Below are 26760 nucleotides of genomic sequence, written 5' to 3' on the forward strand. Positions count from 1 at the left end.
GTACTAATGAAATACAAAACACAAATAGAAATAAAGATGCTGTTATTAGTAAATTAGTAGAGATTGGTACATTAGTAGATACCCGAAATCAACTATTAAATTTGTTTCTTCGTATCCACATATTTGGAAGGACACTTCATTAAAACAGAACTTGCGTGAAAATCATTTCCCACGCATTTCCCGATGGCTACAATTTGTTCGGTGTGTTCAAAATCCTGCGGCTTGCCCTGGTGAAGCGTAACTTTTCTTTCGGTACTGTCGCTGTCTTTCATGTAGAAGACAAACATATTTGGGTCTTGCTGCGGATTATAAACCATTTCTTTTGACTTGTCGAGTTTTCCTACTACGTGAAATTCTTTTCCTTCTTTTTGCTGAGCTTGTGTAAAAGTTGCGTACGTGCTTGCATCACTCAACGAAGCAAAGATGGCTCCAATGGCAACTGCGATTAAAATGATACCGATGATGTGAGTTTTCTTCATAGCAACACGAATATACGATTACTTCTTTAATTTCTTTTCTATATCCGAAACTTTTCTGTCAATCATAATAAGGAAGAGAATAATTCCGAGAAGAATGGTTACGAGCACTGCCACCACCACATAAATTTTTCCATCCGCGCGAAGTCCGTCAGCCATTTCTACTTGCTCTTGTGAAAAGCAGAAGCAAGAAATAAGAGTCAAGAGCCAGGACAAAATAATTTTTTTCATAGGTCAGTTTGTAATTTTATTTTTTGAATTCTAATTCTCAGTGTCATTATCCAAACGCCAAGCAATGTCCAGCCGATGACAGCGGGATAAAAGACCATTCGCATGTGGTTATCCAAATCATATTTTCCAAAACCCGGATTTCCTCCGTTGCCGGGATGAAGCGAATCGCTCAGGCGCGGATAAATCATGATGAAGACGAGCATCATCACATAAGCGAAAATATTATAGACCGCAGAAACTTTTCCGCGCTTCTGTTCATCGGTGATTGCGTTGCGTAAAACCAGATATGCAAAATAAGTAAGCATGGTGATTGCCGCTCCATTTAATTTTACATCATTCGTCCACCACGCTCCCCAGGTGTAGCGAGCCCAAATGCTTCCTGTGAGTAAACCAAGAATTCCAAACATGATTCCGACATTGGTTGCTTCTGAGGCAATAATATCCCGCTCTTGTTTTCCCGATGAAAGATGACGAATGCTGAACACTAATGAAACAGTAAATAAAATCATCATCGCAAACCACATGCACACATGAAAATATTGGTTGCGGATGGTTTCGTGAAGAATGGGAAGGCGGGGAACATCAGAAAGGAATCCTGCTGTAATTGTATACACTAAAAATAAAACGCAAAGTATTTTCCACCAATTTTTTCTCATCTACTAATTTACTAATCTCTACTAATGTACTAATATGAGTTTTCTTTTGGAGTTTTGCAGTTCATTAGTACATTGGTACTAATTAGTACATCCGTAGATTAATCTTTCCAAAGATATGGAAATAATAAGTAAGCAAGAATGATAACAATCACATCTAAAGAAAAAAGTACTCCGAAATATTTCAGGTTGTAATAAAAATCAGTTCCGTCAATTGCGTTTTGAGAAAGGCGTATTATCACTATGAGAATCGGCATGATGATAGGAAAAGAAAGAATAGCCATGATGGTAAAATTATTATGCGCTTTGGACGCAATGGCAGACATCATGCTGAGCAAAGAAGAAATTCCAATGGAGCCAAGAATAATAATAAGGAAGAAGAGCGAAAGATTGGAAACAATATTTCCCATGAACAACGAATAAAACCCGAAACATATCAGAGAAAGAATCAGCATGAGAATTGAATTGTAAATTATTTTAGAAAGAACAAATGCTTGCGGACTTGCAATTGTAAAGTAGTAAAGCATTCTTCCTTTACTTTCCTGCAAAAAACTTTTTGCGATTGAATTAATCGAAGCGAATAAAATGATGATCCAGAACAAAGCGTTCCATGTATTCACTTCAATACTATTTTTGAAAGAAAGATAGCAGATGAAAACCGTTGCAACTACATAAAGAAGAATTCCTCCGAGCGCATAACGCTGGCGGAATTCAATTAATAATTCTTTTCCGATTAAAGCGGAGATTTCTTTCAGCATTCCGGTAACGAAGTAACGAATTCAATTACGAATATAACGAATCTTGCAACGAGCATTTCTTTTTATCTTCGCTTAAATATTTTTACAATGAAAACCATTCTTCTTTCTTTCTTTCTGCTTTTCTCTTTTTTTGGCGGAGACAAAAAATCTTTTTATGATTTCAAGGCAAAAGACCTTGAAGGCAACGATGTGGATTTGCATAAGTACAAAGGCAAAAAAATTCTGGTGGTGAATGTGGCTTCCGAATGCGGCTACACTCCGCAGTATAAAGAACTGGAATGGCTTTACAAGAATTACAAGGACAGCAATTTTGTCATTCTCGGTTTTCCCTGCAATGATTTTGGCGGACAGGAACCGGGCACGCCTGCTGAAATAAAATCTTTCTGTTCGAAAAACTATGGCGTAACATTTCCTTTAATGGCGAAAATTGATGTGAAGGGAAAAGACATTGCTCCGATTTACAGTTGGCTTCAGAAAAAAGAGGAGAATGGCATGCAGGATAACGATGTGAAATGGAACTTCAATAAATTTCTCATAGGAAGAAACGGAGAATGGCAGGGATATTATCCTTCCAAAATAAAACCCGATGATAAAATTATTACGGACTGGATAATGGATAGATAAAATAATTGTTAAATGGCTATATGGTTATATGGCTAAAAACTATTCAACCATTCAACCATTCAGCCATTCAACCATGAAACTAGATATTCTCGCCTTTGGCGCTCACCCTGATGATGTAGAACTTTCCTGCTCGGGAACTATTCTGAAAAATATTTCTGAAGGAAAAAAAGTTGGCATTGTTGATTTGACAAGAGGGGAATTGGGAACAAGAGGCACTGCCGCCATCCGCGAGAAAGAAGCGAAGAACGCAGCAAAGATTCTCGGAGTATCTTTTCGCGAGAACTTAAAACTGCCAGATGGTTTTTTTGAAATCAACAAAAAAAATATTCTCAAAGTCATTCAGAAAATCCGCCACTATAAACCGGATGTTGTTCTTGCTCCTGCAATTTCCGACCGCCATCCTGACCATGGAAGGGCAGCGCAGTTAATTGCCGAAGCAAGTTTTCTTTCCGGGCTTCCGAGAATAGGTACAAAAGAAAAAAGCAAAAAGCAACCATCGTGGAGACCGAAAGCGGTGTATCATTATATACAATACCGGAAACACAAACCTGATTTTGCAATTGACATTACTCCTTATATAGAGAAAAAGATGGAAGCCATTCAGGCATTTGCCTCGCAGTTTTATAATCCTGTTTCAAAAGAGCCCGAAACCTTAATTTCTCATCCTAAGTTTTTTCACTACGTGCGCCAGCGCGAAATGGAATACGGAAAACTTATTGGCGCGCAGTATGCCGAAGGGTTTAATGTGATGGAAGAATACAGGGGAGAAGTTCTGGTATAATTTTGTTGGTTAACAAATCCTCGCATTTGTGAAACCATTCCTTCCCTTCAATTTATCACTGCAACGGTGGTGAATAATGAAACTAAAATTTTCAAAAAGAAAGTAAAATTCCAAATTAATGAAGCCCGAATTTGGTTTCTATAATTTTAAATTTGGAAACTATTACTTCAAATTTGGTTTCTGTTAACCAAAATTCAGAAACTATTTCTTCAAAATTGGTTTCCGGTTTCCAATTTTTGGTTTCCGCTTTGTCAAATTAAGTTAATTGTTTCTTAAATCGGGCTAATAGTTTCTCTAATTTGGCTAATAGAATCTCTAATTTGGTTAATGATTTCGCTGAAAATGTATTATTGTTTAAAATCTTTTTAAAAATAGCTTTTGTTTTTATTGGAATAAGCGCAAAAACAAAAAAACCCCTCTGAAAAATCAGAGAGGGTTTTTTAATGAGAAGGAATCAATTACTCGCGCACTAATTTTTTAGTAACGCTGCTGTTTCCTGTTTTCACTGTGTAGAAATAAACACCGCTGTTCCATTTGCTTGCATCAACAGAGAAGGTATGCGTGCCCGCAGCCAATTCTTTGCCGGTGTGGTAAATGGTTTGACCAACAAGGTTGCTTATTTCAATCAAAACTTTTCCGCCCGTTGCCATGTTTATAGCAAGAGTTGTGAAACCATTGGAAGGATTCGGATAAATAGTGAAAAGATTTTCTGCTGAATGTGTTTCAGAAGTTCCCAACGGAATTACCGAACAGGCGTTTCCTATGGAAGCCGAAGTGGTGGATACAGTTATGCCTTGCAGATAATGAAAATCTACCGGCTGTGTATCGGTGCCTGTTAAAAACTGATAGCCGATATGAATGGTGTAAGGAGAAGCAGAACCTTGCGCCCAATATGCCACATATCCGAAGGTAACCACTCCATCACCCGCAGTTCCCGAAGTAAGATTGGTTACAGCGCCCCAGTTTCCTGAAGCCACATCATAAAATCTGCAAACAGCATTCGGGTTGGTGTTTCCGCCAAAGGGATAAGAGTTGGTATCTGTATCAAACCAGATATAGAAAACTTTATCGCCTGCTTTTGAAACTGCAATTTGTCCGCGGCTGTCTTCAGTAATTCCTCCGAAAGTTCCTCTGAAAGACATGGGCTTGTCAAGTAATTTAATAGAAGCGCTGCCACTGGCAACTCCATCGGTAATCACAGAAAATTCTCCCCATGTACCCGGTATTGTATTAATGGAACCGCCCGAAGCCCAGGGAGCAATTCCAAGAATGAGATGAAGTTTTCCATTCATATCCACCGCGCCATCTAATTGGAAAGCCGTGTTGTAAATTGTTCCTGCGCTTGCGCCCAGTTGCTGGTAAACGCACTGCAAATTAATGCGGGCGGGTCCCACCCAGGTAATTCCTCCATCGGTGGTTTTGAAAACGCAGATGTAAAAGGCGCTGTCGGCTTCAAAAGAAAAATCATCGTGCGCGGTGCAGCTTAAATATCCGGTTTGTCCGTCTTTGGAAAAAGCAATATTGGTAGTGCCGAACATTTTTGCTCCTTTATTATCAGCATTTACAGGGAAACCAATTTTAAGTGTTGTGTATGTATATCTTTTTAGCGAGGCGTTCCAAATTCCTTTGCGGGCAATAAGAGTATCGTTGTAATCAATGCCGTTATATTCCTCATCGCTCACCCACGTAACTCCGTTTGCTTCCACCATGCAATCAGGAATTAATCCTGCAATAGAGGGAGGAAATGAATCCACCGTCCACGTTGCCGTAGCAGTTGGAGTTCCGATTACAGCCGCTCCCGAAATATATTTATTAAAAACCGCAGGAGAAACACACGTTCCGCAGGAAGGTGCATGGTAGGCAATGCTTGCGCTGTCAGCAATTATATTTCCCGATGGATTATGAATTACTGCAGAAGGATAGCGCGCCAGCAAAGAAGCCGTTGCTACAAAAAATAACTCCTTTGTTTCCGGTCCATGTGTTGCCTCCGTTTTTTGAATAGTCAAAATTTAAACAGCCGGAGTTAGGAGAGCCGTCTCCGCACGCAGGGCAGGAGCGGTGAATAAGAGTTAACGTATTTAGGGAATCATTGTAATCAATCACCGAACGCCCGGGGCGGGTAAAACCTCCGTACGCATTATTGGAATGACCGCCTGTAGGAATATCATTTACAACTAAAGCATTCGGATTTTTTTTGAAAGGAGTTTTTCTTTCGTGTTTAATGAAAGAAACCCCAGCAGAAGTTTCCGCAACATCTCTTTGTGGTTTGCTTGCAATGTATTTTTCATTTTGAGCAGAGGATGTAAATGAAATTGCTGCAAGAGTTGAAAAGAATAATAATTTTTTCATGCTGTTTGTTTTTAATGGAATGGAAATGCAAATATAAAAATAAAAAACCCCGAACATTTCTGCCCGGGGTTTTCAATTGGATTATCGGAAAATTTACTCGCGCACTAATTTTTTAGTAACGCTGCTGTTTCCTGTTTTCACTGTGTAGAAATAAACACCGCTGTTCCATTTGCTTGCATCAACAGAGAATGTATGCGTGCCCGCACCAAGTTCTTTGCTTGTGCTGTAAATAGTTTGCCCAACCATATTACTTACTTCAAGAACCGCTTTGCCGGCTTCTTTCATTGTAATTTCAATGGTAGAAACTCCTGTTGTAGGGTTTGGGTAAAGATTAAAAGAACTTATATCCGAATTCAGTTCATGCACAGCAAGACTTCCGCAGGGGCTTCCTGCCGAAGTTGAACCGGTTGCCACAGTAACTCCTGTGAGATAGTGGAAATCCACCGGCTGTGTATCCGTTCCGGTCATGAATTGATAACCGATATGAAGCGTGTAAGGAGATGCTGTGCCTTCCGCCCAGTAAGAAACATAACCGAAAGTAACCACGCCTTCAGCAGCGCTTCCTGCAGTAAGATTGGTTACGGCTCCCCATTGACCTGCTGTAACATCATAATATCTGCAAACAGCATTGGGGTTGGTGTTTCCGCCACCGGGAAAAGCATTCGTATCGGTATCAAACCATATATAGAAAACTTTATCGGCTGCTTTGTTAATAGAAACCTGCCCGCGGCCGTCTTCAGTAATGGCGGCAAAAGTTCCTCTAAAAGTCATGGGTTTGTCAAGCAGTTGAATGGCTGCAGCATTATCTGCAGAACCATCTGTGATGATGGAAAACTCACCCCATGTTCCGGGAACAGTTGTAACTGCACCGCCTGTTGCCCAGGGAGCAATGGCGAGTATAAGATGTAAATTTCCATTCTTATCCACCGCACCGTCTAATTGAAAGGCGGGATTGAACAAAGTATCTGAAGTTCCTAATTGAGCGCCCACACAATTTACATTGATGCGGATGGGTCCTGACCATGTGTTTCCTCCGTTTGTAGTTTTGAAAACATTAACAGTATAGTTGCTGTCAGGATTAAATGTCCATGAAGTATCATGTCCGGTTGCAGTTATATAACCAATCTGCCCGTTTGAAGAGAATGCCACATTAGTGGTTCCGAACATTTTTGCACCGGCTGTATTTGATGCAACAGGAAAAGGAATTTTAATGGTTGTGTAATCATGCATGCGTGTGGAAGTATTCCAAACTCCCTTGCGAATCATAATAGAATCGGTATAATCAGTTCCGTCATATCCCATGTCGCTCACCCAGGTAACTCCGTTTGCCTCTATCATGCAATCCGGAATTAAACCATGAGAAGCAACGTTAGCTGTAAAATTAGTTTCACCTTGCTTGGCGGTGTTAGCAGCATCACCCAATACGGCAGTACCGTATAAATAATGTATCCACTCATCACCGGCTCCTGCGCAGGTAGTGCACGAAGGTCCGTGATAAGAAATAAAACAACTGTCAGCAATGGTATTTCCGGCAACGTTGTAAATAACACCGGCAGGATAGCGCCCAAAGTCAGGGCTGGGAATATAAATACCACCGAGTTGTCCTTTCCATGTGGTGCCTCCGTCTATGGAATAATCAACCCTGTACTCTCCTGAACCGGAAGAGCCATCACCGCAAGCGGGGCAGGCGCGGTGAGTGCACGTTAAAACTCCTGTGCCTGAAGCATCGCTCCAGTCAATAATTTCGCGGCCCGGGCGGGTAAATCCTCCGTAGGCATTGTTGGCATGTCCCATGGTTGCCACATCGGCAATTACAAGCGCCTTCGGATTAATTTTCAGAGGAGATTTTCTTTCGTGTCTTACCAGCGGAACAGAAGTTGTTGGTTCTGCCATTTCGCGGTCTTTGAAACTGGGCTTGGCGCAAAGATATTTTTGGTCTATCTTTTTTCTGCCTGTTTGCGCTCCGGCTCCAATTGCAATTGCAAAACCGAAAGCGATAAGTAATGTTTTTTTCATGACTTTTTTTGTTTTTAGTTATACGGAGTTTTTAATTGAGGTTGCGAATATATATTCTTTTTCTATACTGCCAAAAATATATTTTCCTCCGGTTCTTCACATTCAATTCACGGAGAGAGGCGCTGCATTTTCCACTTTCCGTTTTTTTCTTTCCTGAAAATAATTCTATCGTGAAGGCGGCTTTCTCTTCCGTGCCAGAATTCAAAATAAACAGGAATGAATCTGAATCCTCCCCAGTGCGAAGGGCGTTTTACTTTTTTCCCTTCAAAAAGTTTTGTGTATTCTTCCACCCATGCATCCAATGAACTGCGGCTTGGAAGCAATTGGCTTTGCGGAGATGCCCATGCTCCTATCTGGCTTGCGCGCGGACGAGCGTCAAAATAATTATCCGATTCTTTGGCAGAAAGTTTTTCTACATAGCCCAGCATTTTAACCTGTCTTAATAATCGCGGCCAGAAAAAAAGCAAGCATGCATTTTTGTTTTTTATTAATTCTTTTCCTTTGCTGCTTTTGTAATTTGTAAAAAACCAATACCCTTTTTTATCCTGCCCCCGCAGGTAAACTGTTCTGGCATTGGGATGATTTTTCAGGGAAGTGGCAAGCGTCATTGCGCTGGCATCTTCTCCTGAAACTTTATATGCTTCACCATACCATTTTTCAAATTGATGAAACGGATTTTTATCTATGGAAGATTCATTTAGCATGAAAAATTTTCTTGGAAAAGTAATTTGTCATTTGTTTTACCAAAGGTATTATTTTTGCAAACAGCCGCACGATTCTAATATGCGAATTGTACCAATGAAACGAATACTGCAAATGATACGAATGGTTATTTTTTTCTGCTTTCTGCTGCTGCCTCCTGCAACTTGTTTTTCCCAGCCCATCATTATTAAAGGCGACCCCGATTTAGCCAAAGATTATTTCGCCAAGCATAATTATCCTGCCGCCATAAAATGTTATTTGCTTCTACTGAAAAAAGAATCGGATAATATAGAATACAATCATAAAATTGCGCAGTGTTATCTTCTTTCACACTCCATCAAAGCAAAAGCAATTCCGCATCTGGAACTTATCATCAAACAGGAAAAATTTCCGGATGATGTTTGGTTTGATTTGGGAAAAGCATATCATTATGCAAACCGTTTTGACGATGCCATCAACGCCTACAATAAATACAAATCAAAAACAAAAGACAAAAAAGAAATTGAAACCATTGACCGCCTCATTGAGCAATGCCACAACGGAAAAGAATTAGTGAAGCGCCCGCTCAATGTTACGTTTCAGAATTTAGGCAAGGAAGTAAACTCCGAGTATCCTGATTTTTATCCTATCATTTCGCCTGATGAAACCATGCTCTATTTCACTTCGCGCAGAAAATCTCCCACCGCGCAGCAGCCCGAGTTTGACGGCTTCTATCCTTCCGATATTTTTTCGGTGGAAATAAAAAACGGAAAGCCCGCAAAGGTTCAGCCCGTTGCTGCCGTGAATACAAACCTCGATGAGCAGGTGGTGGATGTTTCTGCCGATGGAACCATTATGCTTTTTTACATTGACCACATAGAAGTGTTTGGCGATATTTGGATTGCCAGGCGGCTGAACAATAAAATGCAATGGCTCAAACCCGAGCGGCTTCCCGAAAATATAAATGCAGGACTCGAAACTTCCGCTTCCATCTGGAAAAATCCGTTAACCGAAGAAGAAGTGCTGCTTGTTGCAAGCAGCCGCCCGGGAACTTCCGATAATCCCAATTACGGAGAAACCGACATATATATATGTAGAAAACTTCCGAACGGGCAATGGAGCGAATTAAAAAATCTCGGGCCCAACATCAACACTAAATACAAGGAAGAGTTTCCGCATTTTTCAGAAGATGGAAAAACCATTTATTTCGCTTCGCAGGGGCATTCGAGCATGGGCGGTTTTGATATTTTCAAATCGGTATGGGATGAAGTGAATCAAACATGGAGCGCTCCGAAAAACCTCGGCTATCCCATCAACACTGCCGATGACGACCTCAGCATCAGTTTCACTTCGGGCGGAAGAATTGCCTACCTCTCCGCCATGCGCGAAGGCGGGCTGGGCGATTTGGATATTTACCGCGTGATTCTCGAAGATGTGGAAGGAAAAGAAACTGTTTACAGGGGATACATTCAAAGCACTGACTCGCTGACGAAAATTAAAAAGGCAAAAGTTGAAATCATCAACAAGAAAACAAATGAACAACAGGGAATTTATTCTCCCGATGCGAACAGCGGATACTATGTTATAGCTCTTCCCCCGGGAAAATGGACTATGAAAGTGGAAGCCGAGGGCTACCAGCCCTACTCTGAGGATATAAATATCTTTGACGAAGTTTTGAAATTCAGTCCGGAGGTGACAAAAAATATCAAACTGAAAAAACAATAGTGAAGAAAGAAAAAGTTCTCATCACAGGTGCTGCCGGATTTCTCGGCTCGCATCTCTGCGACAGATTTATTAAGGAAGGTTTTCATGTTATCGGCATGGATAATTTTATTACCGGTGACCGGAAAAATATTGCACATCTGCTCCCCTCTCCTTTGGGAGAGGGGTTGGGCGTGAGGTCTTTTCAGTTTATTGAACACGATTTAACCAAACATATTTCCATTGAAGGAGAAATAAAATACATTCTTCATTTTGCTTCTCCCGCTTCTCCGATAGATTATTTAAAAATTCCGATTCAAACATTAAAAGTAAGTTCGCTCGGTACGCATAATTGTCTCGGACTTGCCAAAAATAAAAACGCGCGTATTCTTATCGCTTCCACTTCTGAAGTGTATGGCGATCCGCTGGTTCATCCGCAAACAGAAGATTACTGGGGAAATGTAAATCCAATCGGCCCGCGCGGATGTTACGATGAAGCAAAACGTTTTGCCGAAGCCATCACGATGGCATATCACACCTATCATAAAGTAGAAACCCGCATCGTCAGAATTTTTAATACGTATGGTCCGAAAATGCGTTTGAATGACGGAAGAGTTCTTCCTGCTTTTATCGGACAAGCATTACGCGGAGAAGATTTAACTGTGTTCGGAGATGGAAGCCAGACGCGTTCGTTTTGTTATGTTGACGATTTGGTGGAAGGGATTTATCGTTTGCTGCTGAGTGATTATTCTCTTCCGGTAAATATTGGCAATCCCAATGAAATCACTATTAAAGAATTCGGAGAAGAAATAATTAAGTTGACAGGAACAAAACAAAAAATGATTTACAAAGACTTGCCGCAAGATGATCCGAAACAGCGCCAGCCGGATATTTCTCTCGCAAAAAAACTTTTAGGATGGGAACCAAAAGTAAATCGTGCGGAAGGATTGAAAATTACCTACGCATATTTTAAATCGCTCACCAAAGACGAACTTACAAAAGTGGAACACAAGAATTTTGAGAAGTACGTGAAGTGATTTCTCTGCGCTCTCTGCGTCTCTGCGAGAAATATTTCTGATGAAACATTACAATATAATAGTCACCGGAAAAGTTCAGGGAGTTTTTTTCCGCCAATCCGCTATGGAAATTGCAAATCAATCAGGCGTGAAAGGATTTGTGCGCAATGAACCGAACGGAAATGTTTTCATCGAAGCCGAAGGAGAAGAAGAACAACTGAAAAAATTAATTGACTGGTGCAAAAAAGGACCGACACGTGCAATTGTTTCAGAAGTTAAAATCTCAGAAAGTGAATTAAAAAACTTTTCATCCTTTGAAATCAGAAGATAAGAGCAGAAGAATATTTTTGGCGGTTCCTGTTCCTGCTGAAATAATTTCTTTGCAGGATAAACTTCGCGGGAAAAATTCTCATCTGAAAAAAATAAAATGGATGAGAAATCAAAATATTCATCTCACCATTTATTTTATCGGAAACATTCCTGCCGAAGAAGTTGAAGATGTAATCGAATTAATTCTTCCCGTCATTACCGAGCAAATAGAATTCACGTTGAAATTTGATTCGCTTTTCTTCGCTCCTTCGCATAAACCGGAAATGCTCTGGGTGAAATTTCATAAGCATGAATTATTTTCTTTCTTCTCTGAAAATATTCATAACGCATTAAGTAAATATCTTCCGGAAAATAAATTTTTCCGAAAAGATCCGGTTCCTCATATAACTCTTGCGAGATTTCGCTCCATGAAAAATTATTCTGATATAAACCTCGTAAGTTTTGAAAGCCTTCGGGGTTTGGAAATAAAAATAAATTCCTGCGAACTTTGGGAAACAATTAAAGTTGAAGGAAGAAGCGATTACCGTTCGGTGATGAAATTCTCTTTCTGAATTTGTCAGTTCGAGAGTAGCCGAGAACTATCAAAGTTTCTATCTTTGACCTCTTTAATTATGGACTATTACGCTCATCCAACCGCAGTCATAGACGAGGGCTGCACAATCGGCAAGGGAACAAAAATCTGGCACTTCGTTCACATTATGCCTAATTGTGTGATTGGAGAAAATAATATTATTGGTCAGAACTGTGTTGTGTTCCCTGATGTAGTGCTTGGAAAAAATGTGAAAGTGCAGAACAATGTTTCTATTTACACAGGTGTTACTTGCGGAGATGATGTTTTCCTCGGACCTTCAATGGTTTTTACAAACGTTACAAATCCCCGCAGCGCTGTGGTAAGAAGAGGGCAATATGAAAAAACTTACGTTGGGAAAGGCGCAAGCATTGGTGCGAATGCAACGATAGTTTGCGGAAATGACATAGGAGAATTTGCTTTCATTGGCGCTGGCTCAGTTGTTACAAAAAATATTCCGGCATATTCTTTATGGGTTGGAAATCCTGCAAAGCAAATTGGCTGGATGAGTGAATACGGTCATCGTTTGAATTTCAAAAAAGGTGTTGCTGTTTGTCCGGAATCAAAAGATAAATATAAACTTGTACAGGGTAAGGTTATAAAAACAAAATGAAAATAAAATTTGGAATAGTCGGCTGCGGACATATTGGCAAACGCCATGCTGAAATGGTTTCGCGCCATCCCGAAGCAGAACTGGTTGCTCTCTGCGATATTCTTCCGAAAGAAAAATTATCGCTTGAAAAATTTTCTGCTCCGTTTTATTCTTCTATAGATGAAATGCTCGCGGATGCTGAGCGGAGTCGAAGCATTGAAGTAGTGAATATCTGCACGCCAAACGGATTGCATGCTGCTCTTTCCGTCAAAGCGCTTGAAGCAAAAAAACACGTGGTGTGTGAAAAACCGATGGCGCTTTCAAAAGCAGATTGTGAAAACATGATTCACAAATCCATGCAGGTGCAGAAAAATATTTTTGTGGTGAAGCAAAATCGTTATTCACCGCCTTCCGCCTGGATAAAAGAATTGATTGACAAAAAAAATCTCGGGGATATTTATTTGGTGCAGTTGAATTGTTACTGGAACCGCGATGAGCGCTATTATAAAAAAGGAAGTTGGAAAGGAACAAAAGAATTTGATGGCGGAGTTCTCTTTACTCAGTTCTCACATTTCATAGATATTATGTACTGGCTTTTCGGAGATATAAAAGATATTCAGGCGAAGTTCAAAAACTTCAATCATAAATCAACAACAGAGTTTGATGATGACAGCGGATTGGTAAGCTTTAATTTTCTAAATGGCGGAATGGGCTGCATTCAGTATTCAACTTCGGTGTGGGATAAAAATATGGAGAGCAGCATTGCCGTGATTGGAAGCAAAGGCACGGTGAAAATTGGCGGGCAGTATATGGACAAAGTTGAATATTGCCACATTGAAAATTATTCTATGCCGAATTTGGCTGAGACAAATCCTGCGAATGATTACGGTGGATACAAAGGTTCTGCAAATAATCATCCATTGATGATTCAAAATGTAATCGATACGTTGAAAGGAAGAAATACCATCACTGCCAACGCGCTCGAAGGAATGAAAGTGGTAGAGATAATTGAAAAGATATATTCTTTAAAACCTGCTTATGAGCATTTACAAAAAACTTTCTAAGAGAGAATCTAAACTCGCGGTCATCGGTCTCGGCTATGTGGGTCTTCCGATTGCGCTGGAGTTCGCGCGGAAAATTTCTGTGATTGGTTTTGACATCAATCAGAAAAGAATTGATTTGATGAAAAAGAAAATTGATCCGAGCAACGAGCTGGAGAAAAAAGATTTTGAGGGCTGCGATATTTCTTTCACCACTTCGCTGGATGAACTGCGCAAAGCAAATTTTTTAATCGTCACCGTTCCCACTCCGATTGACGAGCACAATCTTCCCGATTTGAAACCGCTCATTGGTGCTTCCACATCTGTAGGAAAAGTTTTGAAGAAAGGAGATTATGTGGTGTACGAATCCACAGTTTACCCCGGCTGTACAGAGGAAGATTGCATTCCTGTTCTCGAACAACATTCGAAATTGAAATTCAAAAAAGATTTTAAAGTTGGTTATTCTCCTGAGCGAATTAATCCCGGAGATAAAAATCACACCATCACAAATGTGAAGAAAGTTGTTTCCGGCTGTGATGATGAATCGCTTGAGGAAGTTGCAAAAGTTTACGAGATGATTGTGAAAGCAGGAGTTCACCGCGCGCCAACAATCAAAGTTGCCGAAGCGGCAAAAATTATTGAGAACACGCAGCGCGATCTAAACATTGCGCTGATGAATGAACTGAGTATCATCTTCAGCAAAATGGATATAAACACGTTTGATGTGCTCGAAGCCGCTGGAACAAAATGGAACTTTCTGAAATTTTATCCGGGACTTGTTGGCGGGCATTGCATCGGAGTGGATCCATATTATCTCACGCATAAAGCAGAATCGCTCGGCTATCACGCGCGCGTGATCAATGCCGGCAGATATGTAAATGATTCCATGGGATTTTATGTGGCGAAAAATACGGTGAAGAAAATTATTTCTTCCGGAAAAGATATTTCAAAAGCAAAAGTTTTGGTGATGGGTGCTACGTTCAAAGAAGATGTCACAGACATTCGCAATTCAAAAGTTGCCGATGTTGTGAAAGAATTAAAGTCCTATTCCGTTCAGGTGGATGTTACCGACCCTCACGCTGATTCGGATGAACTCATGCACGAATATGGTTTTGGATTAGTGAAGATGAATGGAAAAAATTATGACGCGGTGATCGTGGCGGTGAATCATAAAGATTATTTGAAGCACGATGAAAAATATTTTAAATCCATTCTTACTTCGCAGGGAATTTTGGTTGACATAAAAGGAATCTACAGAGGGAAGATCAAAAATATTTCTTACTGGAGCCTATAACTCCTACTAAATACCAATAAAGTACCAATGTACTAATCATGGAGAAAAAACTTATTGATGATTTAGTATATCCCGAACTTAGTTTTGAAATTGTCGGTTGCGCATTTGAGGTTTACAATGAATTAGGATTCGGACATTCAGAAAAAGTTTATCAGAAAGCACTATCTGTGTCTTTTAAGAATCACAAAATTAACTATAAAGAACAAGTTTATTTTCCTGTGAAATTTAAAAATGAATTAGTTGGCAAAGGGTTTTGTGACTTCATTATAGATGAGAAAATAATTGTTGAATTAAAAAAAGAAGACAGGTTTTCCAAATCAAATATTGATCAGGTGAATCAGTATTTGAAATCAAGTAACCTTAAATTAGCACTGCTTATCAACTATACTTCTACAGGAGCAATTTTTAAACGATTAGTTAACATTAAGTAAAGATTAGTAAATTGGTATCAATTAGTATTTGGTAGAAATAATAAAAACTGAAAATTGAAAAAGATTTTAATTACAGGCGGAGCAGGATTTATCGGAAGCCATGTCGTTCGATTATTTGTAAATAAATATTCCGATTATAAAATTGTAAATCTCGATAAACTTACTTATGCTGGCAATCTTGAAAATCTTCGCGATGTTGAGAAGAAATCAAATTATGAATTTGTAAAAAGAGATATTGTTGATGCAAATTTCATTCAAGAACTTTTTTCCAAAAATAATTTTGATGCTGTCATTCATCTCGCTGCCGAATCTCATGTGGACAGAAGTATAGCAACTCCGATTGAATTTGTAAATACAAATGTGATTGGCACAGTTACTCTCCTGAACACTGCAAAAAAATTCTGGCAATCTTCTTTAGAAAATATTCCGAAAAGAAAATTATTTTATCATGTGAGTACGGATGAGGTATACGGTTCGCTCGGAAAAAAAGGAAAGTTTAAAGAAACTACCTCCTATGATCCGCATAGTCCGTATTCAGCAAGCAAAGCAAGCTCGGATCATTTTGTGAGAGCATATCACGATACGTATGGCTTGCCCGTAAAAATTTCTAATTGTTCGAACAATTATGGCTCGTATCATTTCCCTGAAAAATTAATTCCGCTGGCGATAAATAATATCAAGAATAATAAATCCGTTCCTGTTTATGGAAAAGGACAAAATGTTCGTGACTGGCTTTTTGTAGAAGACCACGCGCGCGCGATTGATGTCATTTTTCATAGGGGAAAAGTTGGAGATACTTACAACATAGGTGGAAACAATGAATGGAAAAATATTGATTTGATAAAACTTCTTTGCAAAATAATGGATAAGAAACTCGGAAGAGAAAAAGGCGCGTCTGCAAAACTCATCACGTTTGTAAAAGACAGAGCCGGACATGATTTACGTTACGCAATCAACTCCTCTAAACTTCAGCGCGAATTAAAATGGAAACCAAGTTTGAAATTTGAAGAAGGCCTTGAAAAAACTGTTGACTGGTATTTGTCGAATGATGCGTGGTTGAAAAATGTAACGAGCGGTGATTATCAAAAATATTACGAGCAGCAATACATAAAGCGATAGTGTACGATTCACCTTTCCATACAAAAGATTTATCAAAACATTCTTTCCTTGTTACAGGAGGCGCAGGATTTATCGGCAGCAACATTGTTGAATATCTTTTAAAGTACAAGTCGAAAAAAGTTGTTGTGCTTGATAATCTTTCAACTGGCTTTGAAGAAAACATCAGGCAATATGGACATCTTTATAATTTCAAATTCATTCATGAAAATATCTGCGACTTGAACGAGTGCAGAAAAGCGTTTGAAGGAATTGATTTTGTTTTTCATCAGGCAGCGCTGGGTTCTGTTCCGCGTTCAATAGAAAATCCGATTGCAACGCATAATGCAAATGCCAGCGGATTTCTTTCCGTGCTGGTTGCGGCAAAAAATGCCGGAGTGAAAAGAATTGTTTATGCAAGTTCCTCTTCCGTGTATGGCGACAGCACCGAATCTCCCAAGCACGAAGAAAAAATCGGCAAGCCGCTTTCTCCCTATGCGGTTTCAAAATTGGTGAATGAATTTTATGCGGATATTTTTTCCCGCACTTATAACATGGAAATCATCGGGCTGCGCTACTTCAATATTTTCGGGCCGAAACAAAACCCGAGAGGAGCATATGCTGCGGCAATCCCGTTGTTCATTGATGGCTTGATGAAGAATAAACCTGTTTTCATAAATGGTGACGGAGAACAATCACGCGATTTTACTTTTGTTGAGAATGCCGTGCAGGCAAACATCAAAGCAATGTTTTGTGAAAACAAATCTGCGCTCGGACAAGTGTTCAACATTGCACTGGGAGAAAAAATTTCTGTGAATGATTTATTCAACACGCTGAAAAAAATAACCGGCTCATCGTTAAATGCTACTTACCGCGAAGAGAGAAGGGGAGACGTAAAAAATTCCCTCGCAGATATTTCAAAAGCAAAATCTATTTTAGATTATTCTCCTTCTGTTTTTGTAGAGGAAGGATTGAGGCAAACTGTTGAATGGTTTCGTAAATGAGTTTTTTTTCAAATATATTTAAAAGTTCAAGAGAAAAATTTCCTTGTGACTTATCTGTTTTGAAAACCGATATGCATTCGCATTTCATTCCGGGCATTGACGATGGCGCGCAAACCATGGACGATTCCGTTGCGCTCATCCGCGAATTTCATAAACTCGGTTATAAAAAAGTAATTACCACTCCGCATATTCTCAGCGATGGATATAAAAACAATCCTCAAATTATTTTATCGGGCTTGGAAAAAGTCCGTGTGGCGCTCAAGAATGAAAACATTCCCATGCAGATGGAAGCCGCTGCGGAATATTATTTGGATTTTGATTTTGAACGTAAACTTGAGCAGGAAAAACTTTTAACATTTGGAAATAAATATTTGTTGTTTGAAGTTTCGTATGTGAATTCTCCCGATAACCTTGAGAGCGTTATTTTTAAATTGCTTACTGCCGGATACAAGCCCGTGCTCGCTCATCCCGAGCGCTATCCTTTCTGGATGGGAAATTCAGAGAAGTACGAAAAATTAAAAGCGAAAGGAATTTTATTTCAACTCAACATTAATTCTCTTGCGGGCTACTATGGAAATGATTCAAAAAAAACTGCCGAACTTCTGATTGAAAAGAACATGATTGATTTTTTAGGAAGTGATTGTCATAAACTCAGGCATGTGGAAGTTATGCGTGAAGCAGTTTACCAAAAAGCAATTCATAAATTAATTGAGAGCGGGAAACTGCTGAACAGTACGTTGTGATTTATTTCACCTCAAACGCTAATAATTTTTCTCCTTCTAAAAACGCTTCAAGTTTATCTCCGATCTTTACCGCGCCAACTCCCACCGGAGTTCCCGTAAAAATTAAATCGCCAATCTTGAGGGTGATGAATTGAGAGAGGAAAGAAATTATTTTATCGAAAGAAAAAAGTAAATCGCTGGTGTTTCCTTTCTGAACGGATTTTCCGTTTATGTTCAGATGGAAATTCAAATTCCGCATGGAAGGTTGGAAGATAGGAAGGTTGGAAGGTTGGGAAACAGCACGCTCATCCGCTCTTCCATTCTTCCATTCTTCCATTCTTCCGAATTTTTTCTTTGAAATAAATTTCCCCACAGGCGCTGAACCATCAAACCCTTTTGCTTTTTCCCATGGCAATCCTTTTGCCTTTTGCTCCTTCTGAATATCGCGCGCGGTAAAATCAATTCCCACAGTGAGTTCATCGTAATATTTATGTGCGAATTTTTCATCAATATGTTTTCCGAGGCGGTTTATCTTCAAAACAATTTCACATTCGTAGTGAATGTCATTTGAAAACGAAGGAAGAAAAAATGGTTTGTTGTCTGTGAGAAGAGAAGTATCGGGCTTCAGAAAAAAAACCGGCTCATCGGGAATGGCGGAGTTCAGTTCCTTTATGTGTTCAAGATAGTTTTGTCCTATGCAGATAATCTTCATAAATCTTCGAAAAGCGAATTTATACGAAAGTACGAAATGAAAAAATCGTAGGTTGTTTTGACTTATAACAACTGATTATTGTTATTGAGTATTGGCTTTCGTATTTTTCGTATTGTTTCGTTTTTCGAAGATTTCAGTAATTACTTTCTTCGTGTGCAGCGAAAACTCTCCGTTCATCATCCAGGAATAATAGGACGGCTCTTTTGTAAAAACTTCTTCAGCGGATTTTCCCGTATGCTTTCCAAAATTAAAAACGATTATATTTTTTTCATTGTAAATAAATCTTCCTGCAAAATCAACTTTACGCGAACGTGAAGTAAAACCGTGAAGGTATGCAACATCATTTTGTAAGTCAGGATATCTTTCCAGTTGCGCTTCAAGGATTTCCGCAGTGGCAGTAATGTCTGCTTCCGCGCTGTGCGCTTTCTCTAATGATTTTCCGCAGTAAAATTTATAAGCGGCAGTGAGCGTGCGCTCTTCTTTCTTGTGAAAAATTCCCTGCACATCCACAAACTTTCTGTCCTTCACATCAAAATCAATTCCTGCGCGGAGAAATTCTTCCATCAATAATGGAATGTCAAAATAGTTGCAGTTGTATCCTGCCAAATCACAATCGTGAAGAAAATCTGACAGTTCTTTTCCGCATTCAGAAAATGTTGGTGCGTCTGCAACATCCACATCGCTGATGCCGTGAATTTTTGTAACTTCTTTCGGAATAGGAATCGTTGGGTTGATGAGAATTGTTTTGCTTTCTTTTTTATTTCCTTCGGGAGGATAAATTTTCAGAATGGAAATTTCTACAATGCGGTCGGATGCAATGTTCAATCCGGTTGTTTCAATGTCGAAGAAGGCGAGCGGGCGGGTGAGATTTAGTTTTGCCATTATCTTCCAATGCTTGAATAATCAAATCCGAGTTCTTTCATTTGTTCTTTGCTGTAAAGATTTCTTCCGTCAAAGATTATTTTTCCTTTCATCAGTTTTTTCATCTCATCAAAATCGGGCGTACGGAAAACACTCCACTCGGTGCAAATCACCAGCGCATCGGCATCTTTCAGAATTTCATAATGGTCTTTTCCGAAATGAATCTTTCCATCATAATTTTTTTTCACATTGTTCATCGCCTCAGGGTCATACGCGGAAACTTTTGCACCTTCTTTCAAAAAGTTTTCGATGAGATAAAGGGCGGGCGCTTCACGGATGTCATCGGTGTCGGGCTTGAATGCCAATCCCCATACCGCAATCTTTTTTCCTTGCATCTTATACTTGAAATGCGTATTTATTTTTTTCAGAAACATTTCGCGCTGGCGTTTGTTCACTTCAATTACCGCTTTCAGGATTTTGAAATCATATTTATTTTCTTCAGAAGATTTTTCGAGCGCCTGCACATCTTTAGGGAAACAACTTCCGCCATAGCCGATTCCTGCGAATAAAAATCTTTTCCCGATGCGGTCATCTGCGCCAATTCCTATTCTTACTTTATCCACATCGGCTCCAACTTTTTCGCAGATGTTTGCAATTTCATTCATGAAGGAAATTTTTGTGGCGAGAAAAGAGTTAGCGGCATATTTTGTAAGTTCCGAAGATTTTTCATCCATGAAAAGAATCGGATTTCCCTGGCGTACGAACGGTTTGTATAAATCTTCCATTACTTTTTTTGCCCGCCCGGAAGAAGTTCCCACCACCACTCTGTCCGGCTTCATGAAATCATCCACGGCAAAACCTTCGCGCAGAAATTCAGGATTGCTCACTACATCAAATTCAACTTTACAATTTTTTGCAATTACTTTTCGCACAAGTTCAGCGGTGCCGACAGGAACGGTGCTTTTATTTATTACAACTTTATATTCTTTAATGATTTTTCCGAGTTGATGAGCGACATCCAACACATGCGTTAAATCCGCAGAACCATTTTCGTCCGCAGGCGTAGGAAGTGCTAAAAAAATCACAAGAGATTTTTCAATTGCTTCTTTCAGATTTGTTGTGAAAGAAAGGCGGTTTGATTTTACATTGCGCTGAAAAATTCCTTCGAGATGCGGTTCGTAAATGGGAATGATTCCATTCTGCATGCGTTTCACTTTTTCCTTGTCAATGTCAACGCAAATCACCTTATTGCCGGTTTCGGCAAAGCAAGTGCCTGTAACAAGACCAACGTATCCGGTGCCGATGACTGCGATGTTCATATTTCTGATGGAAGGTTGGAAGGTTGGAAGGTTGGAAGGTTGGAAGGAACAAAACTATCATCCCAATCATTATCTATTTTCTTTTTCTGCAAGGATTCTATAAGTTTGATTAACTGATTTTCTACTTTGTAATGCAGCGCATCTAATTCCTCAAATTCTTTTTCAGTAATCTGTTCCGCCTTAAAACAAGAATAATAGCAAGTATATAATTCTCCGCATGAACCGAGAGAAAAATTTAAACTATTTAAATATTCTTTAATACTTCTTCGGCAATATCCTTCAGAAATATTTCTTGATATGCTTTGAGCGGCATCAATAGCATTCGAAGCAATTCTTTTTTGTTCGTAAGGAAACTTTAAGAATATTTTTACAACAAGGGAATAAATCTCTACAGCATTCTGCCAAACATGAAGTTTTCTATATCCCCGATTTATATTTTTTCTTTTTTCAATCATGAAAACAAATTTTGTATTGCCATTCTTCCACCCTTCCCGTCTTCCATTCTTCCTTCATTTACAAAATTCCAGAACGGAATCCGAAATGTATTTCAGCGTATCGTCATCCAGTTCCGTGTGCATGGGAAGAGAAATTACAGAGGCGCAGAGTTTTTCTGTGACCGGATATTTTTTCCCTTCGTTAATTTTATTCCGATAGGCGGGCTGCGAGTGAAGCGCCACCGGATAATAAATCATAGCGGGAATTTCTTTCGATGCAAGATGTGCTTTTAATTTATCCCTGTCAATTCCATTTAACGTCAATGTGTATTGATGAAAAACATGCGTGGAATTTTTTATGCGCGCGGGAGTTTTAATCTTCGGATGATTGGCAAATGCTTTATCATAATAGTCGGCAACTTTATTTCTTGCCGTAGCATAGTTATCGAGATATTTTAATTTCACGTTTAAGATTGCCGCCTGAATAGAATCAAGGCGGGAGTTCACGCCAAGCATTTCATAATAATACTGCGTGCTCATTCCGTGATTGCAAATCATTCGGCATTTTTTTGCGAGTTCGTCATCGTTGGTGAAAAGCGCTCCGGCATCTCCGTATGCGCCTAAATTTTTTGAAGGGAAAAAAGAAGTTGTTCCGATGTGAGCAATTGTTCCCGCTTTCTTTTTCTTTCCGTCAGAAAAAATATAATCAGCGCCAATTGCCTGCGCGGAATCTTCAATCACATAGAGATTATTTTTTTTCGCGATGGAAATAATTTTTTCCATATCGGCACACTGCCCGAAGAGATGAACGGGAATAATTGCTTTTGTTTTCGGAGTGATTGCTTTTTCAATTTCTTTTGCATTAATATTAAATGTGCCGGCATCCACATCCACGAGCACCGGAACTAATCCGAGAAAAGCAATGACTTCCACGGTGGCGGCAAAAGTAAAATTGGCAGTGATGACTTCGTCTCCGCGCTGCAATCCGAGCGCCATCATTGCAATCTGCAAAGCATCGGTTCCGTTTGCGCAGGGGATTACGTGTTTTACTCCCAGATATTTTTCTAACTCCGCTTGAAATGTTTTTACCGCTTGCCCGTTGATGAAACGCGATGAATGAATCACTTCACTGATGGCAGCATCCATCTCCGTTTTTATTTTTTCATACTGGCTGACAAGGTCAACCATTTCTATTTTTCTGCTTACTTTTACCATTTACGAATTACGAATTAACGGCAGCGAATCTACGAATTAAGAGTGAAATCCAATCCGAAAATATTTTTAATTATTACTTTTTGTTTGCTTGCAGTAATCAGCAGAGCGCAGAACGTAAAAGATTCTTCTTTATTTTTTCCGATGCTGAAATTTTCGTATGCCGCTCAACTGCCGGGCGGTGATTTGGCGAAGCGCTTCGGATGGAATTCAAATATCGGACTGGATTTTTCCTTTAAGACGAAAAGCAAACTAATTTTCGGAGCGGGCGGAAGTTTTTTCTTCGGCAACCGGATTAAAGAAAAAGGAATCCTTGACAGTTTGAGAACTTCATCGGGATTTATCATCAACCAGAACGGAAAACCGGCAAACGTAAAATTATTTGAAAGAGGATTCACCGTTGCTTTTCATATAGGAAAAATGTTTAACGTGCTTTCGCCCAACAAAAATTCAGGAATTGTTTTTTATGCAGGACCTGTTTTCATGCGGCATAAAATAACTATTTACGATGTGGGCAAGCAGTCGCCACAACTTACGAGCGGATACCTGAAAGGATATGACCGCCTCACTGCCGGCATGGGCGCGCAGGAATTTATCGGCTATGTTTACCTGGGCAACACGCGCATCCTGAATTTTTTTGCCGGCTTTGAATTTACGCAGGCATTCACCAAAAGCTGGCGCGGATACGATTACGATTTGATGAAAGCAGATACGGAGAGGCGAACCGACTTGCTCTATGGTTTCCGCGCGGGATGGATTTTGCCGCTGTATAAAAGAACACCGCAGGAATTTTACTACCATTAAGAACATGGAAGGTTGGAAGAATGGAAGAATGGATGGATGTGAAATACAATTACTATGATTTTGTTTTATCAAATAGGAATTCTTTTTTTTTATCTCGGAGTTGTTATTGCTTCTTTGTTTAACCGCAAAGCAAAATTATTTGTTGCAGGAAGAAAAAATATTTTTAAGACGATTGCCGACTGCTTGGTCTCAATCCCTTCGGGACAACTGCCGACTGCCGACTGGATTTGGTTTCACTGCTCTTCGCTCGGAGAATTTGAACAGGCGCGGCCGCTGATAGAAAAGTACAAAGTACAAAGTACAAAGTACAAAGTAGTAATCACATTCTTTTCTCCTTCCGGCTATGAGATTAGAAAAAATTATGATGGCGCGGATTTGATTTGCTACTTGCCGCTGGATACAAAAGCAAATGCAAAAAAATTTATTTCGCTGCTGAATCCTTCGCAGGTTTTTTTTGTGAAGTATGATTTCTGGTTTAATTTCCTGAATGAACTGCACGATAGAAAAATTCCAACCTATCTTGTTTCGGCAAATTTCCGTGAAGAACAGTTCAAGGGCATTTACGGAAATTATCTGCGAAGAGTTTTAAAATTCTTCACACGGATTTTTGTGCAGAATGAAACCTCTCAGAAAATTTTATCAGCAAATGGAATACCGGAAGCAATGGTGGCGGGTGATTTGCGTTTCGACCGCGTTGCACAAACGGTTTCCAATCCGAAAAAAATTCCCATTGTTGAAACATTTGCCTCATCCCCTAACCCTTCTCCCGCAGGAGAAGGGAGTATGAGCAGGTGCAAAGTCATGGTATGCGGAAGCACGTGGAGTAAAGACGAGGGGATTATTTCAAACTTCAAACTTCAAACTTCAAACTTCAAACTTATTATTGCCCCGCACGAAATTTCAGAATCACACATTCAATCAATCATTCAACTATTTAACCATTCAACCATTTTACTTTTTTCCGAAATCAGCAAGGAACCCGTTTCTTCTGCAATGGAAAAATTAAAAGCGGCAAATATCCTCCTCATTGACAATATCGGAATGCTCTCTTCGCTTTATCAGTATGCCGATGTGGCGTACATAGGCGGAGGGTTTGGCGCGGGCATCCATAACATTCTCGAAGCCGTTGCATTCGGAGTGCCGGTGATTTTCGGTCCCAAGCATGATAAATTTCCTGAAGCAAAGGAATTAACAGAGCAGGGCGGAGGTTTTTCAATTACGGATGAAAAAGAATTGGAACGCGCCATGACGCTGCTTCTCTCCGATGAAAAAATTCTGAAGATGGCTTCGATGGTTTGCAAAAACTTTGTGATGCAGCGAAGGGGAGCGGCAGAAAAAATAGCAGATGCAGTTGGTTGAGAAATGCTGAAACAACCCGGCTTTGCGAACGGAGGGATAAGGGACAGGGGACGGGGGACGGGTGAATTTCCCTTGCCGCTTGCCCCATGTCCCTTGTCCCATTTTCGGATTCCCGACTACCGATGGTATAATAAGCTGTTTTTATGGGTAACATCATGCAAACACATACATCAACTCTTCCCGTTAATCTCCACCAGCGTTTCAGCCGTATGGTAATAAGCGCGCATTTCATTTTTAATATCATTGCCGAATAAAAACAAGCGGATGCTGTCGAGTTCAGCGCGGGTGTATTTTTTTTCTCGCTCGCGGAAAAGATGCGGATGCACGCGAAACCAGTTGTCGCTTAACGCAACCTGTATTAACTGAAAGGTGTCAGAGCACTGCTTCTGGTTCATCATTGCCTTACAGGAGGTGGCTACCGCCTCGCCATTGGTTTCAAGAACATAACCCACATCGCTGTTCTCAAACCCGTAACTTTTCATAATAAGAATGCGTATGCAGTAAGCGCTGAGCCCGCTTTTATCGAGCATGTATTGATGAATAGGATGAATATACATGGGTTACCAATAATGAATCATTACAAAGGTTACCAATAACGAATCATTACAAATGTTACGGATACCAATAACTAATCGGTTACGAATGTTACAAATTCTGAGCGTATTCATTTGTAACATTCGCAGTCATTCGTTATTAGTAACTTTTACATCTTTTATAAAATAAAGTTTCATTTTTCTTTTTCAAACTCCTTTAAAGGTTTGGTGTGTTCATAACCATTCCGTTCATTTGTACCGAAAATAAAACCCCGCTGCTCCCTGCCTACCGGCAGGCAGGCGGCTGGCGGGAAAACACAAACCCTTAAAACAAAAAACACAATGGGACGAATTATCAGAACAATCATCAGACGGGTGCTCGTTGCCCTGCTTTTTCCAAAGCGAATAAACGATTTCATTAACTATGCGCGCGCCATTTACAGCGCCATGAACGGCAACCCTAATTTTCCGAATGCGGCAGGGCGGCTGGCGCAACTCCTTACCGATGTGAACCAATTAGCATCGGATGAAGCAGGCACCAAGCGCAGGCCCCCTACGGCAACCGTTACGCAGCGCAACATATCGTATGAAAAAGCGAAGCGCGACCTGTATAGTTTGCGCGATAACGATGTGCAGCCCGCGGCAGATGCCAACCCCGCCAGCGCGGAAGCAACTATTAACAGTGCTGCAATGGCAACACGAAAACAGGCATCGCATACTCCGAGGCAGGATGCGGTGAAGTTGGGAAAACAGGCTGGAAGCGTGATTTGCACCGGCAAAGTTGCCGGAGCGCACGAGTGGCAGCAAACCCCCGATGGAGGAGTTACTATTGTGAATATTGATTCAACCAGCGGTTCTAAAAAAACAATTACGGGATTAACTTCGGCAATGCGCATGGCATTCCGAAGCCGCCCGATTCTGCGCAAAGGAAGACCTTCTGCGTGGAGCCAGTGGCTTTCAATTGTAGTTCAGTAAGCAGTTTATTTCAGCCGGATAGTAAACCCGACAGGTTTTTGAAACCTTTCGGGTTTTTTATTTTAGATAGGACTTACGCAAAACGGTGTCATTCCGAGCGAAGCGAGGAATCTCCTTTGTGCCAAACATACGAGATTTCTCCCTATGGTCGAAATGACAATACTCACTAAACTTCTGTCCGATGGTCCG

General features: G+C 40.1%; 30 protein-coding genes. 16 read left to right on the plus strand and 14 right to left on the minus strand.

Going from position 1 to position 26760, the window contains the following annotated elements:
• Positions 1-95: 95 nt before the first annotated feature.
• The 4 genes from HY063_07885 to HY063_07900 form a co-directional block, all read right to left on the minus strand.
• Positions 96-479: a cytochrome c maturation protein CcmE gene (locus HY063_07885; protein MBI3501700.1), complete on the minus strand. Its 384-nt coding sequence runs from the start codon at positions 477-479 to the stop codon at positions 96-98.
• A gap of 18 nt (positions 480-497) precedes the next feature.
• A complete protein-coding gene (locus tag HY063_07890) occupies positions 498-707 on the minus strand; it encodes a CcmD family protein (protein ID MBI3501701.1) in 210 nt (69 codons plus the stop codon).
• The gene (gene ccsA, locus HY063_07895; protein MBI3501702.1) at positions 704-1363 is read right to left on the minus strand and encodes a cytochrome c biogenesis protein CcsA; all 660 of its coding nucleotides are present in this window, start codon (positions 1361-1363) and stop codon (positions 704-706) included. The genes HY063_07890 and ccsA overlap by 4 nt, the downstream gene beginning before the upstream one ends.
• 98 nt (positions 1364-1461) lie before the next feature.
• Positions 1462-2118, minus strand: a complete 657-nt coding sequence (locus tag HY063_07900) for a heme exporter protein CcmB (protein ID MBI3501703.1) — start codon at positions 2116-2118, stop codon at positions 1462-1464.
• A gap of 87 nt (positions 2119-2205) precedes the next feature.
• Here HY063_07900 and HY063_07905 point away from each other — a divergent pair, with 87 nt between their 5' ends.
• The gene (locus HY063_07905; GenBank protein ID MBI3501704.1) at positions 2206-2742 is read left to right on the plus strand and encodes a glutathione peroxidase; all 537 of its coding nucleotides are present in this window, start codon (positions 2206-2208) and stop codon (positions 2740-2742) included.
• A 73-nt stretch (positions 2743-2815) separates the two neighbouring features.
• Positions 2816-3523 (plus strand): bacillithiol biosynthesis deacetylase BshB1, encoded by a 708-nt coding sequence (gene bshB1 / locus HY063_07910; protein MBI3501705.1) that lies wholly within the window; start codon positions 2816-2818, stop codon positions 3521-3523.
• A 458-nt stretch (positions 3524-3981) separates the two neighbouring features.
• Here the strand turns inward: bshB1 and HY063_07915 are convergent, their stop codons facing one another.
• From HY063_07915 to pdxH, 4 genes are all read right to left on the minus strand, one after another.
• Positions 3982-5529, minus strand: a complete 1548-nt coding sequence (locus HY063_07915; protein ID MBI3501706.1) for a T9SS type A sorting domain-containing protein — start codon at positions 5527-5529, stop codon at positions 3982-3984.
• Positions 5423-5872, minus strand: coding sequence for a hypothetical protein (locus tag HY063_07920; GenBank protein ID MBI3501707.1), 450 nt, complete (start codon positions 5870-5872; stop codon positions 5423-5425). The genes HY063_07915 and HY063_07920 overlap by 107 nt, the downstream gene beginning before the upstream one ends.
• 93 nt (positions 5873-5965) lie before the next feature.
• Complete coding sequence (locus HY063_07925; GenBank protein ID MBI3501708.1) at positions 5966-7888, minus strand: T9SS type A sorting domain-containing protein; 1923 nt, start codon at positions 7886-7888, stop codon at positions 5966-5968.
• A gap of 107 nt (positions 7889-7995) precedes the next feature.
• The gene (gene pdxH, locus HY063_07930; GenBank protein MBI3501709.1) at positions 7996-8592 is read right to left on the minus strand and encodes a pyridoxamine 5'-phosphate oxidase; all 597 of its coding nucleotides are present in this window, start codon (positions 8590-8592) and stop codon (positions 7996-7998) included.
• A 94-nt stretch (positions 8593-8686) separates the two neighbouring features.
• On the opposite strand from pdxH, the gene HY063_07935 reads away from it, so the two are divergent.
• The 11 genes from HY063_07935 to HY063_07985 are packed head-to-tail and all read left to right on the plus strand — an operon-like array spanning position 8687 to position 18383.
• The gene (locus tag HY063_07935) at positions 8687-10294 is read left to right on the plus strand and encodes a PD40 domain-containing protein (GenBank protein MBI3501710.1); all 1608 of its coding nucleotides are present in this window, start codon (positions 8687-8689) and stop codon (positions 10292-10294) included.
• Positions 10294-11307: an SDR family oxidoreductase gene (locus HY063_07940; GenBank protein ID MBI3501711.1), complete on the plus strand. Its 1014-nt coding sequence runs from the start codon at positions 10294-10296 to the stop codon at positions 11305-11307. The genes HY063_07935 and HY063_07940 overlap by 1 nt, the downstream gene beginning before the upstream one ends.
• A 40-nt stretch (positions 11308-11347) precedes the next feature.
• Complete coding sequence (locus HY063_07945) at positions 11348-11617, plus strand: acylphosphatase (GenBank protein ID MBI3501712.1); 270 nt, start codon at positions 11348-11350, stop codon at positions 11615-11617.
• Positions 11601-12167 (plus strand): RNA 2',3'-cyclic phosphodiesterase, encoded by a 567-nt coding sequence (gene thpR, locus HY063_07950; protein ID MBI3501713.1) that lies wholly within the window; start codon positions 11601-11603, stop codon positions 12165-12167. The genes HY063_07945 and thpR overlap by 17 nt, the downstream gene beginning before the upstream one ends.
• 60 nt (positions 12168-12227) lie before the next feature.
• Positions 12228-12797, plus strand: coding sequence for an N-acetyltransferase (locus HY063_07955; GenBank protein MBI3501714.1), 570 nt, complete (start codon positions 12228-12230; stop codon positions 12795-12797).
• Positions 12794-13840 (plus strand): Gfo/Idh/MocA family oxidoreductase, encoded by a 1047-nt coding sequence (locus HY063_07960; protein ID MBI3501715.1) that lies wholly within the window; start codon positions 12794-12796, stop codon positions 13838-13840. The genes HY063_07955 and HY063_07960 overlap by 4 nt, the downstream gene beginning before the upstream one ends.
• Positions 13821-15110, plus strand: a complete 1290-nt coding sequence (locus HY063_07965; protein MBI3501716.1) for a nucleotide sugar dehydrogenase — start codon at positions 13821-13823, stop codon at positions 15108-15110. Before HY063_07960 ends, HY063_07965 begins: the two co-directional genes overlap by 20 nt.
• A 38-nt stretch (positions 15111-15148) precedes the next feature.
• A complete protein-coding gene (locus HY063_07970; GenBank protein MBI3501717.1) occupies positions 15149-15541 on the plus strand; it encodes a GxxExxY protein in 393 nt (130 codons plus the stop codon).
• Positions 15542-15595: 54 nt separating this feature from the next.
• The gene (rfbB, locus tag HY063_07975) at positions 15596-16660 is read left to right on the plus strand and encodes a dTDP-glucose 4,6-dehydratase (protein MBI3501718.1); all 1065 of its coding nucleotides are present in this window, start codon (positions 15596-15598) and stop codon (positions 16658-16660) included.
• Positions 16660-17640 carry an SDR family oxidoreductase gene (locus HY063_07980; protein MBI3501719.1) on the plus strand — a complete coding sequence of 327 codons (981 nt, stop codon included), beginning with the start codon at positions 16660-16662 and terminating at the stop codon, positions 17638-17640. The genes rfbB and HY063_07980 overlap by 1 nt, the downstream gene beginning before the upstream one ends.
• Positions 17637-18383 carry a capsular biosynthesis protein gene (locus tag HY063_07985; GenBank protein ID MBI3501720.1) on the plus strand — a complete coding sequence of 249 codons (747 nt, stop codon included), beginning with the start codon at positions 17637-17639 and terminating at the stop codon, positions 18381-18383. Before HY063_07980 ends, HY063_07985 begins: the two co-directional genes overlap by 4 nt.
• Before the next feature lies 1 nt (position 18384).
• Here HY063_07985 and HY063_07990 read toward each other — a convergent pair whose 3' ends face one another.
• From HY063_07990 to HY063_08010, 5 genes are all read right to left on the minus strand, one after another.
• Positions 18385-19074, minus strand: coding sequence for a fumarylacetoacetate hydrolase family protein (locus HY063_07990; GenBank protein MBI3501721.1), 690 nt, complete (start codon positions 19072-19074; stop codon positions 18385-18387).
• Positions 19075-19155: 81 nt separating this feature from the next.
• A complete protein-coding gene (locus tag HY063_07995) occupies positions 19156-19956 on the minus strand; it encodes a 3'-5' exonuclease (protein MBI3501722.1) in 801 nt (266 codons plus the stop codon).
• Positions 19956-21254: a UDP-glucose/GDP-mannose dehydrogenase family protein gene (locus HY063_08000; protein MBI3501723.1), complete on the minus strand. Its 1299-nt coding sequence runs from the start codon at positions 21252-21254 to the stop codon at positions 19956-19958. Before HY063_08000 ends, HY063_07995 begins: the two co-directional genes overlap by 1 nt.
• Positions 21251-21709, minus strand: coding sequence for a four helix bundle protein (locus tag HY063_08005; GenBank protein ID MBI3501724.1), 459 nt, complete (start codon positions 21707-21709; stop codon positions 21251-21253). Before HY063_08005 ends, HY063_08000 begins: the two co-directional genes overlap by 4 nt.
• Positions 21710-21763: 54 nt before the next feature.
• A complete protein-coding gene (locus tag HY063_08010) occupies positions 21764-22876 on the minus strand; it encodes a DegT/DnrJ/EryC1/StrS family aminotransferase (protein MBI3501725.1) in 1113 nt (370 codons plus the stop codon).
• 69 nt (positions 22877-22945) lie between these two features.
• Between HY063_08010 and HY063_08015 the strand changes: the two genes are divergently transcribed.
• Both HY063_08015 and HY063_08020 read left to right on the plus strand, forming a co-directional pair.
• Entirely contained in the window at positions 22946-23704 is a 759-nt protein-coding gene (locus tag HY063_08015) for a hypothetical protein (protein MBI3501726.1), read from the plus strand.
• Between the two features lie 54 nt (positions 23705-23758).
• Positions 23759-25063, plus strand: coding sequence for a 3-deoxy-D-manno-octulosonic acid transferase (locus tag HY063_08020; GenBank protein MBI3501727.1), 1305 nt, complete (start codon positions 23759-23761; stop codon positions 25061-25063).
• A 170-nt stretch (positions 25064-25233) separates the two neighbouring features.
• Here HY063_08020 and HY063_08025 read toward each other — a convergent pair whose 3' ends face one another.
• Complete coding sequence (locus HY063_08025; GenBank protein MBI3501728.1) at positions 25234-25620, minus strand: hypothetical protein; 387 nt, start codon at positions 25618-25620, stop codon at positions 25234-25236.
• Between the two features lie 318 nt (positions 25621-25938).
• Between HY063_08025 and HY063_08030 the strand changes: the two genes are divergently transcribed.
• Entirely contained in the window at positions 25939-26571 is a 633-nt protein-coding gene (locus HY063_08030; GenBank protein ID MBI3501729.1) for a hypothetical protein, read from the plus strand.
• Positions 26572-26760: the final 189 nt, after the last annotated feature.

The sequence above is a fragment of the Bacteroidota bacterium genome (assembly GCA_016195025.1).
Classification (GTDB): Bacteria; Bacteroidota; Bacteroidia; order Palsa-948; family Palsa-948; genus Palsa-948.